General features: G+C 32.3%; 15 protein-coding genes and 1 tRNA gene. 13 read left to right on the top strand and 3 right to left on the bottom strand.

The window, feature by feature from the left end:
- The first annotated feature begins 143 nt into the window (after positions 1-143).
- Positions 144-881 carry a hypothetical protein gene (locus OA85_RS15470; RefSeq protein ID WP_039110744.1) on the top strand — a complete coding sequence of 246 codons (738 nt, stop codon included), beginning with the start codon at positions 144-146 and terminating at the stop codon, positions 879-881.
- A gap of 63 nt (positions 882-944) precedes the next feature.
- On the opposite strand, the gene OA85_RS15465 is transcribed toward OA85_RS15470, so the two are convergent.
- The gene (locus OA85_RS15465) at positions 945-1,421 is read right to left on the bottom strand and encodes a TspO/MBR family protein (RefSeq protein WP_039110743.1); all 477 of its coding nucleotides are present in this window, start codon (positions 1,419-1,421) and stop codon (positions 945-947) included.
- A 113-nt stretch (positions 1,422-1,534) separates the two neighbouring features.
- Here OA85_RS15465 and OA85_RS15460 point away from each other — a divergent pair, with 113 nt between their 5' ends.
- The 8 genes from OA85_RS15460 to OA85_RS15425 all read left to right on the top strand — a co-directional run bounded on the left by OA85_RS15460 (position 1,535) and on the right by OA85_RS15425 (position 8,905).
- A complete protein-coding gene (locus OA85_RS15460; RefSeq protein WP_039110741.1) occupies positions 1,535-2,617 on the top strand; it encodes a diphosphomevalonate/mevalonate 3,5-bisphosphate decarboxylase family protein in 1,083 nt (360 codons plus the stop codon).
- 41 nt (positions 2,618-2,658) lie between these two features.
- Positions 2,659-2,853 (top strand): hypothetical protein, encoded by a 195-nt coding sequence (locus tag OA85_RS15455; protein WP_039110740.1) that lies wholly within the window; start codon positions 2,659-2,661, stop codon positions 2,851-2,853.
- 56 nt (positions 2,854-2,909) lie between these two features.
- Positions 2,910-3,848 (top strand): mevalonate kinase, encoded by a 939-nt coding sequence (locus OA85_RS15450; protein WP_039110739.1) that lies wholly within the window; start codon positions 2,910-2,912, stop codon positions 3,846-3,848.
- 369 nt (positions 3,849-4,217) lie between these two features.
- Positions 4,218-5,645, top strand: coding sequence for an ATP-binding protein (locus OA85_RS15445; RefSeq protein WP_039110738.1), 1,428 nt, complete (start codon positions 4,218-4,220; stop codon positions 5,643-5,645).
- On the top strand, positions 5,635-6,048 hold the full coding sequence (locus OA85_RS15440) for a two-component system response regulator (protein ID WP_039110737.1): 414 nt from the start codon (positions 5,635-5,637) through the stop codon (positions 6,046-6,048). The genes OA85_RS15445 and OA85_RS15440 overlap by 11 nt, the downstream gene beginning before the upstream one ends.
- Positions 6,049-6,273: 225 nt before the next feature.
- Positions 6,274-7,230, top strand: coding sequence for a geranylgeranylglycerol-phosphate geranylgeranyltransferase (locus OA85_RS15435; protein ID WP_039110736.1), 957 nt, complete (start codon positions 6,274-6,276; stop codon positions 7,228-7,230).
- A gap of 317 nt (positions 7,231-7,547) precedes the next feature.
- A complete protein-coding gene (locus tag OA85_RS15430; RefSeq protein ID WP_039110734.1) occupies positions 7,548-8,456 on the top strand; it encodes a pseudouridine synthase in 909 nt (302 codons plus the stop codon).
- 86 nt (positions 8,457-8,542) lie between these two features.
- On the top strand, positions 8,543-8,905 hold the full coding sequence (locus OA85_RS15425) for a nuclear transport factor 2 family protein (protein WP_039110733.1): 363 nt from the start codon (positions 8,543-8,545) through the stop codon (positions 8,903-8,905).
- Positions 8,906-9,018: 113 nt separating this feature from the next.
- On the opposite strand, the gene OA85_RS15420 is transcribed toward OA85_RS15425, so the two are convergent.
- Positions 9,019-9,103, bottom strand: a tRNA-Leu gene (locus tag OA85_RS15420).
- Positions 9,104-9,209: 106 nt separating this feature from the next.
- Between OA85_RS15420 and OA85_RS15415 the strand changes: the two genes are divergently transcribed.
- The 4 genes from OA85_RS15415 (at position 9,210) to OA85_RS17525 (ending at position 13,426) form a co-directional block, all read left to right on the top strand.
- Positions 9,210-10,598 (top strand): dipeptidase, encoded by a 1,389-nt coding sequence (locus tag OA85_RS15415; protein ID WP_039110732.1) that lies wholly within the window; start codon positions 9,210-9,212, stop codon positions 10,596-10,598.
- 312 nt (positions 10,599-10,910) lie between these two features.
- Positions 10,911-11,339 carry a hypothetical protein gene (locus OA85_RS15410; protein ID WP_039110730.1) on the top strand — a complete coding sequence of 143 codons (429 nt, stop codon included), beginning with the start codon at positions 10,911-10,913 and terminating at the stop codon, positions 11,337-11,339.
- A gap of 15 nt (positions 11,340-11,354) precedes the next feature.
- Positions 11,355-11,726: a BlaI/MecI/CopY family transcriptional regulator gene (locus OA85_RS15405; RefSeq protein WP_039110729.1), complete on the top strand. Its 372-nt coding sequence runs from the start codon at positions 11,355-11,357 to the stop codon at positions 11,724-11,726.
- Entirely contained in the window at positions 11,723-13,426 is a 1,704-nt protein-coding gene (locus OA85_RS17525) for a M56 family metallopeptidase (protein WP_052257283.1), read from the top strand. The genes OA85_RS15405 and OA85_RS17525 overlap by 4 nt, the downstream gene beginning before the upstream one ends.
- Before the next feature lie 70 nt (positions 13,427-13,496).
- Here OA85_RS17525 and OA85_RS15390 read toward each other — a convergent pair whose 3' ends face one another.
- Positions 13,497-14,867: a saccharopine dehydrogenase family protein gene (locus OA85_RS15390; RefSeq protein WP_039110728.1), complete on the bottom strand. Its 1,371-nt coding sequence runs from the start codon at positions 14,865-14,867 to the stop codon at positions 13,497-13,499.
- Positions 14,868-15,061: the final 194 nt, after the last annotated feature.

The raw sequence follows: 15,061 nt of genomic DNA, 5'->3' as shown, positions 1-15,061 counted from the left end.
TTCTACAACGTAATTTAAACCTAACCTTATTATACCACAAGACTTTAATTAAGAGAACTTTAGTGTTTGATTAACATGAATTTATTATTCTGTTTTCATTTTCACAGAATGTTTTGAATATGTTTGTAATCAAAATATTACGAATGACAAAAATCTACCTTTCTCTTCCATTACTATTTTTTGCAGTTCAATCGAGTTATTCACAAACCGAAAAATTAATTAACGGTATCGTTTTGCATGAAAAATTTCCTGTCGGAAAAGTCGAAGTTGCTAATTTTAGTTCTAAAAAAACTACCCTTACAAATGCATCGGGAGAATTTTCTATATTGGTAAAAGCAGGAGACGAACTCTTTTTTATTTCAAAAAGCCACGATATCAAAAAAATTCTGGTGAATCAAAATACCATCAACAAAAATCTTATTATTTCATTAACCCTTAAACCCGAAGAGTTAAAGGAAGTCGTAATTACAAAAATACCTTCTATTCAATTAAGTACAGATAAAAAATATGAACAAGGAAAGCTTGATGAATTAGCTTTAGAAAAAGCAGTACGAACACCAAAAATCCTTGGAATTAACAATGGAACCATTGAAAACGGAATGGATTTAATGCGAATTGGCGGCATAATTACAGGCTTATTCGCAAAAGAAAAAGAGAAACTTAAAAAAACAATTCCTGAAGTCGATTTTACAGCATTGGCAAAAAGCAGCTGCGATCAGAAATTTTATCTTGAAAACTTAAAGTTAAAACCAGATGAAATAGACTTATTTCTTCAATTTTGTACTGCAGATTCTAAATCAAAATTACTCCTAGAACATCATAATATACTCAGCATGATGGATTTTTTATCTGCCAAAAATATTGAATTTAAGAAGCTGTAAGATTAAAAAAAATTAGTTTTCTCATCAAGAGATAAACTGTTCACTGCGACTGAAAACTGCCAACTACTTATTCAACCACCAAATACTCCCATTTAAAACGGCTGCAAAACTTACCCAAGCCAAATACGGAAGGAACAAATAACCTGCAATTTTATTGATTTTGGTAAACTGAATATAGGTTTCATATATCATCAGCCACAAAACAATAATTTCTAAACCTGCTAACATTGGATTGTGCAATCCAAAGAATAAATAGGACCATAACGCATTTAGTGCCAATTGAATCGTAAAGAAAACTAACGCTTTTTTCACTGTTTCTCTTTCAAAATCAATTCGGTTCCAAACCAAACCTGCGGCAACACCCATCATAATATATAACATACTCCAAACAGGTGCAAAAACCCAATTGGGCGGATTAAAACTTGGCTTGACTAAAGTAGGATACCATGTTGTTATTGCAGAACGGGTAACCATTCCAGAGAAATAACCAATGGCCAGACAAGTAACAACAATCGCTAATATTCGGGTAATCTTATTCATTTTTATGTTTTTCTAATGTGAGCCAAATTTACTTAAATCTTTCTAACGATTAACCAGATAAACAAATTAACAAATTAACCAAAAAAAGTATCTTTGCGTAAATTTTAAAGTTCATGATTTCAGCAAACGATTTTATTCCATCAAAATATACGCATTCCGTTGAAAAGGGAAATTTCCAATGGAGCGCACCCAGTAATATTGCCCTCGTAAAATATTGGGGGAAAAAGGACAATCAAATTCCAGCCAATCCTTCGGTTAGTTTTACATTGAATAATTGTAAAACCATTACCAAGTTAGCTTTCGCCAAAAAACAAAATGATGGTACATTCTCCTTTGATTTACTTTTTGAAGGAAAACCAAAAGAAGATTTCAAACCAAAAATTCAAAAATTCTTGGAACGAATTGAAATCTATTTACCGTTTTTGAAAGATTACCATTTTACAATTGACACGGAGAATACCTTTCCTCATAGTTCCGGAATTGCATCATCCGCATCTGGAATGGCTGCATTGGCAATGAACCTGATGAGTTTAGAAAAAACATTAAATCCGGAAATGACTTCAGTATATTTCTATCAAAAAGCTTCTTTATTAGCACGCTTAGGTTCTGGCAGCGCTTGTAGAAGTGTAAAAGGAAGTGTGGTGGTTTGGGGAAATCATGCTAATATCTCAGGAAGTTCTGATTTATTTGGCGTTGAATTTCCAAATGCCATTCATGCTAATTTTAAGAATTTTCAAGATACGATTTTGTTAGTTGACAAAGGTGAAAAACAAGTTTCAAGTACTGTTGGACATGATTTGATGCACAACCATCCTTTTGCCGAAAGGCGATTTGCACAAGCGCACGAAAATTTAGATAAATTAATCACCATTTTTGAAAGCGGAAATTTAGACGGATTCATCAAAATTGTGGAAAGCGAAGCTTTGACTTTACATGCCATGATGATGACCTCGATGCCTTATTTTATATTGATGAAACCAAACACGTTGGAAATCATTAATGCGATTTGGAAATTTAGAAATGACACTAAAATTCCGGTTTGCTTCACGCTGGATGCTGGAGCAAATGTTCACGTTTTATATCCTGAAAATGTAGCGGTTACTGTTTTACAATTTATTAAGGACGAATTAGTTGGCTATTGCCAAAATGGTCAGTACCTTTGCGACGAAATTGGAAATGGAGCTTTGTTGAATTAGTTTATTTTTTCCCTACCTTTAATTTTTAAAGCGATGAAATTATGGACATTCAATCAGAGAAATTAGAATTGATTAAATTGTTATTAGAAACTAATGACAAAGCCATAATCGAAGCTATAAAAAACATTTTCAAATCAGAAAAAAAAGATGTTTGGAAAGAATTATCTCCTGAAGAACAAGAAGAAATTGATCTTGGAATACAAGAAGCAAATCGCGGAGATAAAGTCGATTTATAAAATTACCTACTAAAATACCTAATTATCAACCCCAAATTGCTAATTTACAATCTAATATGAAAGGACCTTTATTTTACTCAAAAATATTACTCTTTGGAGAATACGGAATTATTCGTGACTCAAAAGGATTGTCAATTCCTTATAATTTTTATAATGGTGCGCTTAAAAGAGAGGAGAATCCATCTGATGAAGCGATAAAATCAAATGGAAATTTGAGACGTTTTGTTACTTATTTAGAAACCTTACAAAACGAGCAACCTAACTTAGTTATTTTTGATTTAGCTACTTTAAAAAATGATGTTGAAACTGGAATGTATTTTGATTCCAGTATTCCTCAAGGTTATGGTGTAGGAAGTAGCGGGGCTCTTGTAGCAGCTATTTACGATAAATATGCACAAAATAAAATCACGGTTCTTGAGAATTTGACTCGTGAAAAATTATTGCAGCTAAAAAATATATTTTCTCAAATGGAGAGTTTTTTCCACGGAAAAAGCTCTGGTTTAGATCCTTTAAACAGTTATTTGAGTATTCCAATTCTTATCAATTCTAAAGATAACATTGAAGCTACCGGAATCCCAACACAAAGTTTAGATGGAAAAGGTGCTGTATTTTTGCTTGATTCAGGAATTGTAGGTGAAACGGCTCCGATGGTAAATATTTTCATGGAAAACCTAAAAGACAAAGGATTTCGTACCATGTTGAAAAATCAATTTGTAAAACATACAGATGCCTGTGTGGAAAATTTCCTTGGCGGTGATATGAAATCATTGTTCATGAACACTAAGAAATTATCAAAAGTGGTTTTAAACAACTTCAAACCAATGATTCCGGAACAATTTCACGGAATCTGGCAACAAGGAATTGACAGCAATGACTATTACTTGAAATTATGTGGTTCTGGCGGTGGTGGCTATATCTTAGGTTTTACTGAAAATTTAGAGAAAGCGAAAATATCGTTGAAAGATTACAAACTGGAAGTTGTTTATCAGTTTTAAAAAACTCCGATACTTAAACTTAACTTTCAATAATTTAACCAAATTACACAAGCTTTTTATAATAAAAACTATTAGTTTATTCTCTTTTAGAAGCTTTCGCCACAATTATCATTTCGAAGCAATTTGATTTGTTATGCAATACCTAATTATTTGTTTTTGGGTACAACTACATACTTTTAAACTATCTCGATAACAATAAAATTATAGAAATTGCACTTTCTCAATGAGCTACTTAAAAGCAATAATTTATATCATTCTTCCTAAAACTTATTATCAAATAAATTTAAAAAAACTCCTACATTTTCAATAAAAACATCCTATCTTTAAACATCTGCTTTTTTTTGCACTTCTATTTACAAAAAGAACAATATGTCTGAAAATAAAATTGTTGGAAATTTTAAGCTTCGCAATATATTCATTCCTCTGATTATAGTGATTTTGTCTTGTTCTTCGTTGATCGTCATTAACTATCTAACTATTAAAATTTTATCGGCGTCCAGAGCGTATGTAAATGGAGAATCCCATTATTCTAAAGGACAAAAAGACGCAACCCGTCACCTTATCACCTATCTTTTTACTAAAGACCCCATTCAGTGGAAATTATTCAATGAAGAATTAAGTGTTCCTAAAGGAGATAAAATTGCACGAATCGGCTTGACAAATGATGACACTATTGAGACCATCAAAAATGGATTTAGAGCCGGTAGAAATAATGAGAAAGATCTGGATGATATGGTTTGGCTATTTATACATTTTCAATCCGTTCCTTTTTTAGCAAAGGCTATTAATGAATGGGAAAAGGCAGACTATTTAGTTACTCAATTAACATCTATTGGAGATGAAACCTTTAGAAAAATAAATTCAAATAGTTTAAAACCGGAAGACAGACAAAAAATTCTTCAACAGATTAATATCACTACTGATAAATTAACAAAAAACGAACGTAATTTCTCTGATGCACTTGGGGAAGGTACACGTTTGATTAAAACCTATCTTCTTTTAACCAATATATTTTTTACTTTGATGATCATTGGCAGCGTAAGTATTTACTACTCCGTAATGATTAACAGACTAAGACGCTCGAAAGATGAAACAGACGATAAAAATAAAAATTTAATCATTGCCAATACCGAACTTGACAAATTTGTGTATAGCGCTTCACATGATCTACGCTCTCCTATCTTGTCCCTAAAAGGATTAATAGAAATCGTAAAATTAGAGGATGATTTAGATCAAATTAGGTATTATTTAGACTTAATGCATGAAAGCCTTGATAAACAAGATGAATTTATAAAAGAAATAATAGATTATTCTAGAAATAAAAGAAAAAAAGTAGCCATTGGTCCCGTCAGTTTAAATAAAATCATAGATGAGATCATCACTCAACATCAATATATTAAGGGCACGGATGGAATCACTATCAAAAAAGAATTATCAGTTGACGAATTGCATAGTGATGGCTTGAGATTAAAAATTATTTTAAATAATTTATTGTCAAATGCCATTAAGTATTCTGACGAGAAAAAAGAAAAAAGGTATATTTCAATTAAAACATATACCATGGGAGAATTTTACAAAATAGAAATTGAAGATAATGGCATCGGAATTAATACCGAATATCAGGTCAAAATTTTTGAAATGTTTTTTGTAACTAATAACAATAATAAAGGTTCTGGATTAGGTCTTTACTTGGTAAAAGAAGCTGTTGAAAATCTTAATGGATATATAACTGTCGATTCGGTAATGAATATTGGAAGTACATTTATAGTAACTATACCAAAAGAATATGAAGCCTAATTATAAAATTTTGATAATTGACGACAATATAATTGATCAAATTATCACCAAACAATTGCTAAAAAAAACACTCGGTATAACTGAAATATGCACTGCTAATAATGGCAAACAAGGAATTGAATGGCTTAACAATTATAAAAGGAATTTTGAAGAATCCCTAATTATTTTATTGGATATAAAAATGCCAGAAATGGATGGATTCGAGTTCCTTACGGAATATGAAATACTACCCGAAGAATTGAAAAAAGAAATTCAAATTTTCATGCTTTCATCTACATTAGACCCTAATGATATTACACAAGCAAAAAGTAATAAATATGTAAAACATCTTTTAAGCAAACCTTTGCCCGTTAAAGAATTTAGTAAAATGATTTATCCTGACTCATCTTCAAAAACAGCCTAATCAATATTTTGAATCCGATAAAATCAAAATTCTCTCCTATTTACAGACAAGAAATACTCTTAATTTAGCAAATTTCTCAGTAATATCATCTTAGAAGAATTCTCATATATTTTTTTGTGAAAAAATCAAGTTGATTTTAAAAACAAAATCCTAAATTTGAAAATAAATAAGCAAGTTTACTATAATTACAACCTTGTAAAACTTGATAAAAACTTTTAATAAAAAATGTTAAGCAGACAGCACAAGCTTCTTATAATGAAAATTGCAAGTTTGTTCTCTGTAGTTAGAGGGTATAACATTCCAATTATAATTTTGGCGCAATACCTTTCGGCGATATTTATTCTCGCTCCTGAGATAAGAGCTTTGACTATTCTTCTTGATTTTCCTTTATTCTTAATTGTCTTTGCTTCCTCGCTTACCATTGCTTCAGGGTATATAATCAATAATTTTTACGACAGCCAAAAAGATTTAATCAATCGACCCAATAAATCGATGCTCGACCGATTGGTCAGTCAAAAAACAAAACTAAGCGTTTATTTCAGTCTAAATTTCATCGTTGCCCTGATAACGATGTTTGTTTCGTGGCGTGCTTTTTTATTCTTTTCGGTTTATATTTTCCTGATTTGGTTTTATTCTCATAAAATAAAAAAATACCCAATTATTGGCAACCTAATGGCTGCATTGCTGGCAGTTTTACCTTTTTTTGCGATACTATTGTATTTTTACACTAAAATTTCTTTATATGAAATGGAGAGTTACAAAAGTCAATTTGCAGTAATTTTTGCTCATGCCACTTTTTTATTTCTATTACTTCTTATTAGGGAAATGATTAAGGATTTAGAAAATCTAAAAGGTGACTTAGCCAATGATTATAAAACGATTCCGATAGTTTATGGTGAAGAAATATCAAAAAAAACGATTACTATTTTAACCATTCTGACCGTATTACCCGTTTATGTTTTAATCGAAATTTACGATGTAGGGTATATGGATATCTATTTTTATTCCTGTCTTATTGTCTTGATTTTTTTCTTGCTTTATTTGTGGAAATCAAATACCAAATCACAATTTTTGTTACTCCACAATGTCCTGAAATTCCTTATTGTGGCTGGAGTATTTTGTATTGTTCTTATCAATCCAAGCGTTTTGTGGCACGGAAAAAGATTATTGATGATGATTTAGATTTCTCTTTCGTCAGAATTATAAAAAAAGGGAGTCCATTTCCTAAAAAATTTCCCAAATTTCCCCATTAGGTTAGCCCCGATTACTTCACCTAATATTTATTTTATTGGAGTTCAGTGAACTTCGTTTGTAGTGGAAATCCTTTTATTTTTTTCTTTAAAAAATAAAAGATTGAAACGATAGCGGGAAATAGCTCCAAAAAACCAAACTAAAAGACATTAATCAGCTTATTAACTAGATAGTTAGCGTTTTTATAATTGGCTCTTATTGATTGTCAATTATATAAATAGTATCTTTGCACAAATTATTGGAATATTATGAATAACAAGGAAGGCAATAATAAGAAAAGTGGTCCAAGAGCAAATAGCTCAAGACCAAGTTCGAATAAGCCAAAACCTGCCATGCAGAAGCGCGCTCAAGGGCCGAAAAAAGTTAAAGTAAATACTAAAGTTGCCGATATCGCTACTGATAAAGTAGAGAAAAAACCAAATCAAGCACCAAAGAGACCGAAAGTAAAAGACGAGATTCGTTTGAATAAATACATCGCTAATTCTGGTGCGTGCTCGCGTCGTGATGCTGATATTTATATTCAATCCGGGACTGTGAAAGTAAACGGAATTCCTGTTACCGAAATGGGATACATGGTAAAACCAGGAGATGTTGTGAATTTTGACGGTTCAACTTTGACACCGGAGAAAAAAGTGTACATCTTACTGAACAAGCCTAAAAACTTTACGACTGCCATGGACGAAGGTCAGGAGTATCGTAATGTATTGGAACTGGTAAAAGGTTCTACAACTGCAAAAATTGGCGCTGTTGGAAGAATGGATAAAAATACGACTGGATTATTATTGTTTACGAACGACACAGATATGATTCGTAAGTTTACTTTACCAAGTCAAAAATCATCTAAAATATACCAAGTTTCATTAGATAAAAACTTGAAATATGAAGATTTAGAAAAGATAAACAAAGGATTGACTCTTGACGGACACCGCGTTTTTGTGGAAGATGTAAGCTATATTGATGGTGAAGCTAAAAGTGAAATTGGGTTGCAATTAAGATCGTCTAATGTAAAAGTGGTTCGTTCTATCTTTGAACACTTCAGCTATGATGTATTGCGTATTGATAGAGTTTCTTTCGCTGGTTTAACCAAAAAGAATTTGCCAAGAGGAAACTGGAGATTGCTTACTGAACAAGAAATTATCAATTTGAAGAACGTTTAATATTTCTTTGAAATTATAAAAATGAAATCCCTTTCGCATAAAGCGAAATGGGATTTTTTTAATTAAAAATTCAATCCTAAATTAGTATGACGCCAGAAAAACTACAATCAATTGCTTTTAAATGGTTTGAAACTTTTAATAATAAAGAGTTAGAAAAACTATTGTCTTTGTATGATGAGGATGCTGTGCATTTTAGTCCAAAACTAAAAATACACAAACCTGACACTAATGGTTTTGTTATTGGTAAAGATGCGTTACGAGAATGGTGGCAAGATGCTTTTGAGCGTTTACCAAGTTTGAACTATAAAGTGAAATCACTTACCGCAAACGGCGACCGTGTTTTTATGGAATATGTCAGAACCGTGAACGGAGAAGAAGATATGCTTGTTGCAGAAGTATTAGACATAAAGGAAAATAAAATAATTGCTTCCCGAGTGTATCACGGATAAAAACCAACTTTAAATAAAATAGAAATCCCATTAGCTTTTGGCCAAATGGGATTTTATTTTTTTGTAACATATTGTATTTAAATAAAAAAAGCTTCTCGATTGAGAAGCTTTTTTGGTGCGGATAATAGGACTCGAACCTACACGCCTTGCGGCACCAGATCCTAAGTCTGGCATGTCTACCAATTTCACCATATCCGCGCAATTGTGGGTGCAAAGATAAACATAACTTCCAATTTTCAAAGTAAAAATCGCAAAAAATATTCATACTCTTTTTTGTACTTTTGAAATATAAACAAAATCAATAATGGAAAATATAAAATCATACGTTCAACAACACAAAGATCGTTTCATAAACGAATTAATTGAATTATTGAAAATCCCATCCGTAAGTGCTGACACTGCTTATTCTCAAGATGTTATCGACACCGCTGAAGCCGTAAAAGTAAGTTTAGAGAAAGCAGGCTGCGATTTTGTTGAGATTTGCGACACCCCAGGTTACCCAATTGTTTACGGTGAAAAAATTATTGATAAAACGCTGCCTACGGTTCTAGTTTATGGTCATTATGATGTGCAACCACCCGATCCGATGGAATTATGGACCTCTCCCCCATTTGAACCTGTCATCAAAAAAACTGAAATTCATCCCGAAGGCGCTATTTTTGCCCGAGGATCTTGTGATGATAAAGGCCAAATGTACATGCACGTAAAAGCATTGGAATACATGGTGCAATCGAACACTTTACCTTGTAACGTAAAATTTATGATTGAAGGCGAAGAAGAAGTGGGTTCCAAAAGTTTGAGTTGGTTTGTGGAACGCAATCAGGAAAAACTAAAAAACGATGTGATTTTAATTTCTGATACGGGAATGATTTCAAATCAACAACCTTCCATCACGACTGGTTTGCGTGGATTAAGTTATGTAGAAGTTGAAGTTACGGGACCTAATCGTGATTTGCATTCCGGATTATACGGTGGCGCTGTGGCCAATCCTATTAACATTTTGGCAAAAATGATTGCTTCCCTCCATGATGATGACAATCACATTACCATTCCGGGCTTTTATGATAAAGTTCAGGAATTATCGCTTGAAGAACGAGCCGAAATGGCCAAAGCACCTTTCAGCTTAGAAGAATATAAAAAAGCACTCGACTTAAATGATGTTTATGGCGAAAAAGGTTATGTAACCAATGAAAGAAATTCGATTCGCCCTACACTGGACGTTAACGGAATCTGGGGTGGTTACACTGGCGAAGGTGCCAAAACCGTAATTGCGAGTAAGGCTTTCGCCAAAATCTCGATGCGATTAGTCCCTAACCAAGATTGGGAGGAAATCACGGAGCTTTTCACCAAACATTTCATCAGCATTGCTCCTGCCGGCGTTACCGTAAAAGTAAAACCACATCATGGCGGGCAAGGGTATGTGACACCAATAGACAGCATAGGATATAAAGCCGCAAATATGGCATATACCGAGACTTTTGGAATTCCTGCAATTCCTGTACGTTCTGGAGGAAGCATTCCCATTGTGGCCTTATTTGAGAAAGAATTGAAAAGCAAAACCATCCTGATGGGATTTGGGTTGGACAGCGATGCCATTCACTCACCAAACGAACATTTTGGAATATTTAATTACTTGAAAGGAATTGAAACCATTCCGTTGTTCTACAAATATTTTGTAGAACTTTCGAAATAGATTACCACAATATATTTTATAGAATCCGTTCAGCAATGAGCGGATTTTTTTTGGGCGTTCCCCGCCGAAAAAAGCGAGCCAGGATTTCCACTATAAATGAAATTTACTGAACTCCAATTAAAATAAAAGTATAGTAAAGTAATCCTTAACGCAAAATTAAAAACAACTAACAGCCACTGGCTGTTCTCCTCTTAATCTCAAATTTAACGCAACATCCTAGTAACCAAAATATTTTGTTTCAAAATTTGGATATTAAATTTTTAATTCTACATTTGTAGAACAAACTCTATTTTTGTAGAATAAACTTATATTATGCGCTATACTATTATTTGTTCATATCTTTTCTTTTTAATAATTGGTTGCAAAACAACTCCAATTAATCAAAAATTAAACAAACAAAGAGAAGGTGTTTGGATAGAGCATTATTCTCAGGATAGCATCCAATACAAATCCATTGGAAAATACCATAAAGGTGATCCAATAAAAAAATGGCGTTATTATGTAAATGATAAAATCAGTAAAAAAGAAAAATACAAACGAAATCTTTGCTTTACCACATTTTACTATAAAAACGGTAAAATCCAATCAAGAGGAAAAACAAAATTAGAAACTACCGATACAAATATGCATTGGTTCTATTTTGGAGATTGGAAATACTATGATGAAAAAGGAAAATTGACAATGACTCGAAAATACAGTAATGGAGAATTTGTTTCTGAAACAACAAACCCAAAACAATAAAAACACATCAATACAATGCAACTATCCAACTCCGAAGAACAATTAATGGAACACCTTTGGCAACTCGAAAAAGCTTTTATGAAAGACTTACTAGAAGCGTATCCAAAACCAAAACCAGCAACAACAACTGTTGCTACATTATTGAAAAGAATGATTGATAAAAAATTCATTGCCTACAATGAATTTGGAAACTCCCGGGAATATTACCCATTGGTCAAAAAAACCGATTATTTCTCGAAACACGTCAACGGATTAATTAGTAATTTCTTCAATAATTCGGCGTCCCAATTTGCTTCTTTCTTTACGACAGAAACTAATTTATCAGAATCGGAACTGGAAGAACTCAAGAAAATAATAGATAGTGAACTTCAAAAAAAGAAAAAATGACCGACTTTCTAATTAAATCAACACTTACTTTACTAGTGCTTTTAGCTGTGTACCATCTTTTATTAGAAAAAGAAAAAATGCACACATTCAACCGATTCTACTTGTTGTTTAGTCTTATTTTCTCATTTGTAATTCCATTTATAACTATCGAAGTTCTAACTAAAATTGCAGCCACAACAACAAATGCAAGCCACATTCAGATAATGCAAGGGAACTTTGTGATTGAAGAAGAAACCAACTATTTACGTATCGCACTTTGGAGTTTATATACCCTAGTAACTGCGTTGTTAATGTTTCGATTTTTTAGAAATATCTTAAAAATTACCTCAAAAATAAAATCGAACAAAACCATAAACTACAAAAATGCTACCTTGATTTTAATAAAAGAGAAAGTACTTCCACATACTTTTCTAAATACTATATTCATCAACGAAGAAGAGTATCACAATAGAGAAATTGCAGAAGAATTATACACCCATGAATTAACACATGTAACTCAAAAACATACTCTCGATATATTATTAATAGAATTTACAAAAACACTGTTTTGGTTCAATCCCATACTTATTCTTTATAAAAAAGCAATCCAGCTCAATCATGAATTTCTCGCTGATGAAAAAGTCGTGACTTCTTATAACAATGTCCCTTTTTATCAAAATTTGCTATTATCAAAAGTCAATACAAATCCAACCTATTACTTGGTCAGCAATTTAAATTATTCAGTAACTAAAAAAAGACTCCTAATGATGACAAAAACCACATCAAAGGTAAAATCAATTCTCAAAAAGATCTTCTTGATTCCGACGTTTACTGTACTGATACTATTATTATGTGTCGAAACGGTGGCACAAGGAAATAGCGACAAAGAAGAATCTACAATTTCTAAAGACAAAAGGAAAGATACATATTATGCCGGAGTGCGATTGATTGTAAAAGACAGCCACAAAAACTTATTAATCAATAAGAAATATGAAGACTTAACATTCAACGAAAAAAGGCTTTATATCGCAGCAGTTCCTGCATCAACAAAGAAAAATCCACCTTCAGAAAAAGAATTCAAAAACTGGAAAAATGATGTGAATTTTAGAGGTATTCTTGATGAAAAGAAGATCACAAATACTGATTTAAAAAATTACACCGCTGGAGACATTGCAACTTCTGCAAAATATGGTAACATCATTCATAACGGAAAGAAAATAGAACCAAAAATGAATCATTTCATCTTGCAAACCAATTCTTACTTTGAAAATCATTCCAAAAAAACTCATGAGAAAGCTTATTTTAAAGTTATTGAGAAAACAATAAAAGAGGGAACTATAAAAAGTCCAATTGTAATTAAGGAAATTTCAAAAAAAGACACAATCAACATCAATACACAAGCTGAACCTAAAGAACAGAAACAGATATCAGAAATAATCAAACCTGAATTTCCAGGCGGATTGTTAGCATTCTACAAATTTATTGGTTCCAATTTTAAAACCCCATCAGGATTAAAAGGAAACGGAAAAGTATATATAACATTTATGATAGAAAAAGATGGAAGTCTTTCGGAATTTGAGATTCTTCGCGATATGGGATTTGGAACAGGAGAAGAAGCAATTCGAGTTTTAAAATTAAGTCCAAAATGGATTCCAGGTAAAGAGAATAACGAACCTGTTAGAGTAAAATACAGCTTACCAATAACAATCCAAGCAAAGTAATAGTCCTTCTAAAAATAAATCCGCTTCAAAAAAGGAGCGGATTTATCAAACTAAAAAATCTAAAAAACTACTAATTAAAATCTTTATCCGGATTATAACCTAAGTAAGGCATTGACTGTTCTTTGAAAACAACACTATATTCTTCCAGTTCTTTCAAAATAGGTAAATACACTTCTTTACGAATAGGAAGCTGCACACCCGGAGTGGTGATTTTACCATTCAATATTAATAATGTCGCCATAGCAACAGGTAAACCAACGGTTTTTGCCATAGCGGTGTAAGTTTGATCTTCGCCAATACAAACCATTTTTGAATCTATTTGCTCTTTTTTGCCATTTAACTCGTATCCAAATTTATGGTACATGACAATCATATCTTTATCTTTTGGCTGAAGCGTCCAGCTATCACTTAGGATTTTCTCCAGAATTTGCGCAGGTGTAGCATTTTTCAAACGTACTTTTTTATTGGGATTGAACAAATCCAGTTCTAAAAGCTTGTCCCACATAATATCATCTTGGTCGATTTTAAGAATCAAACGCATTTTGATTTCTACAGAATCCGTTGGATGGTAGGGCAAAAAAGAATTCACAAATTCTCGGTAACTCATGTTTTCCGAATCTTCCATACTATAACTGTCATCCGTCATTCCCAATTGTACAAACATGTTCCATGCTTTGGAAAATCCAACCTTACGAATAGTCCCTCTATATAAGGTAAGAACATCATCTAGTCCATAAACACTGCGATACTTCAGCGAATCCCGATTAGAATAGGCTTCAAATCGTCCATAATCTTCAACTTCCAGAAATTCAGTTCTGCGAAATAAATTACAATACGGAATGTATTTATATGCTCCTTCTTGAATAAACTTAGCTGCTCCTCCCTGTCCTGCCAAAACCACATTCCGTGGTGCCCAAGTAAATTTATAATTCCAAAGATTATCATCAGACTCCGGTGCTACCAGTCCGCCACAGAAAGATTCAAACAAAAGCATATTGCCTCCTTTATCCTTAATTTCATCAATGACTTTCATGGCACTCATGTGATCTATTCCCGGATCAAGACCAATTTCATTCATGAAAATCAAGTTATTTTCTTTTGCCAAAGCATCCAATTCCTGCATGGCATCACTAACATAAGAGGCCGTGACTAAGTGTTTTTTATAAACAACACAATCTCTTGCAACTTCAATATGCAAATGTGCGGGCAACATGGAGATAACAATATTGGCTTTTTGAATGGCTTCTTTTCTTTGATTTTCATCAAAAATATCTAGGGCTATTGGCGTTGCATTTGGGTGATTATTGGTTTTCTTTTCAGCCAAATCCAATGATAAATCTCCAATAATAAGATGAAGATCCTCTTTTTCTGATTTATTTAAAAGATATTGAATCAACGACGACGCTGATCTTCCTGCTCCAATGATTAAAATTATTCTCATAATTACATAAATATAACACAAATATACAATATTGTTGTATTTATAACAAATGATACTTCGTTAAAACATTAAAAAAAATTACCAAAGTGTTATAAAATCACTAAAAACATACCATTTGTAAAAAATCGAGTCTCAAAAAAGAAACTTGAGAATTTCTTTTACAATGAGTAGATAAGAGATACTTTTGTATGGCA

This window comes from Flavobacterium sp. AED (assembly GCF_000812945.1).
GTDB lineage: Bacteria > Bacteroidota > Bacteroidia > Flavobacteriales > Flavobacteriaceae > Flavobacterium.
Note: the sequence above shows the minus strand (reverse complement) of the source record. Positions and strands in the feature narration are given on the sequence as shown.

Bases quoted from the DNA above. Each gene is read 5' to 3' on its own strand.
- OA85_RS15470 (WP_039110744.1), top strand. From the start codon at position 144: ATGACAAAAATCTACCTTTCTCTTCCATTACTATTTTTTGCAGTTCAA.
- OA85_RS15465 (WP_039110743.1), bottom strand. From the start codon at position 1,421: ATGAATAAGATTACCCGAATATTAGCGATTGTTGTTACTTGTCTGGCC.
- OA85_RS15460 (WP_039110741.1), top strand. From the start codon at position 1,535: ATGATTTCAGCAAACGATTTTATTCCATCAAAATATACGCATTCCGTT.
- OA85_RS15455 (WP_039110740.1), top strand. From the start codon at position 2,659: ATGGACATTCAATCAGAGAAATTAGAATTGATTAAATTGTTATTAGAA.
- OA85_RS15450 (WP_039110739.1), top strand. From the start codon at position 2,910: ATGAAAGGACCTTTATTTTACTCAAAAATATTACTCTTTGGAGAATAC.
- OA85_RS15445 (WP_039110738.1), top strand. From the start codon at position 4,218: ATGTCTGAAAATAAAATTGTTGGAAATTTTAAGCTTCGCAATATATTC.
- OA85_RS15440 (WP_039110737.1), top strand. From the start codon at position 5,635: ATGAAGCCTAATTATAAAATTTTGATAATTGACGACAATATAATTGAT.
- OA85_RS15435 (WP_039110736.1), top strand. From the start codon at position 6,274: ATGTTAAGCAGACAGCACAAGCTTCTTATAATGAAAATTGCAAGTTTG.
- OA85_RS15430 (WP_039110734.1), top strand. From the start codon at position 7,548: ATGAATAACAAGGAAGGCAATAATAAGAAAAGTGGTCCAAGAGCAAAT.
- OA85_RS15425 (WP_039110733.1), top strand. From the start codon at position 8,543: ATGACGCCAGAAAAACTACAATCAATTGCTTTTAAATGGTTTGAAACT.
- OA85_RS15415 (WP_039110732.1), top strand. From the start codon at position 9,210: ATGGAAAATATAAAATCATACGTTCAACAACACAAAGATCGTTTCATA.
- OA85_RS15410 (WP_039110730.1), top strand. From the start codon at position 10,911: ATGCGCTATACTATTATTTGTTCATATCTTTTCTTTTTAATAATTGGT.
- OA85_RS15405 (WP_039110729.1), top strand. From the start codon at position 11,355: ATGCAACTATCCAACTCCGAAGAACAATTAATGGAACACCTTTGGCAA.
- OA85_RS17525 (WP_052257283.1), top strand. From the start codon at position 11,723: ATGACCGACTTTCTAATTAAATCAACACTTACTTTACTAGTGCTTTTA.
- OA85_RS15390 (WP_039110728.1), bottom strand. From the start codon at position 14,867: ATGAGAATAATTTTAATCATTGGAGCAGGAAGATCAGCGTCGTCGTTG.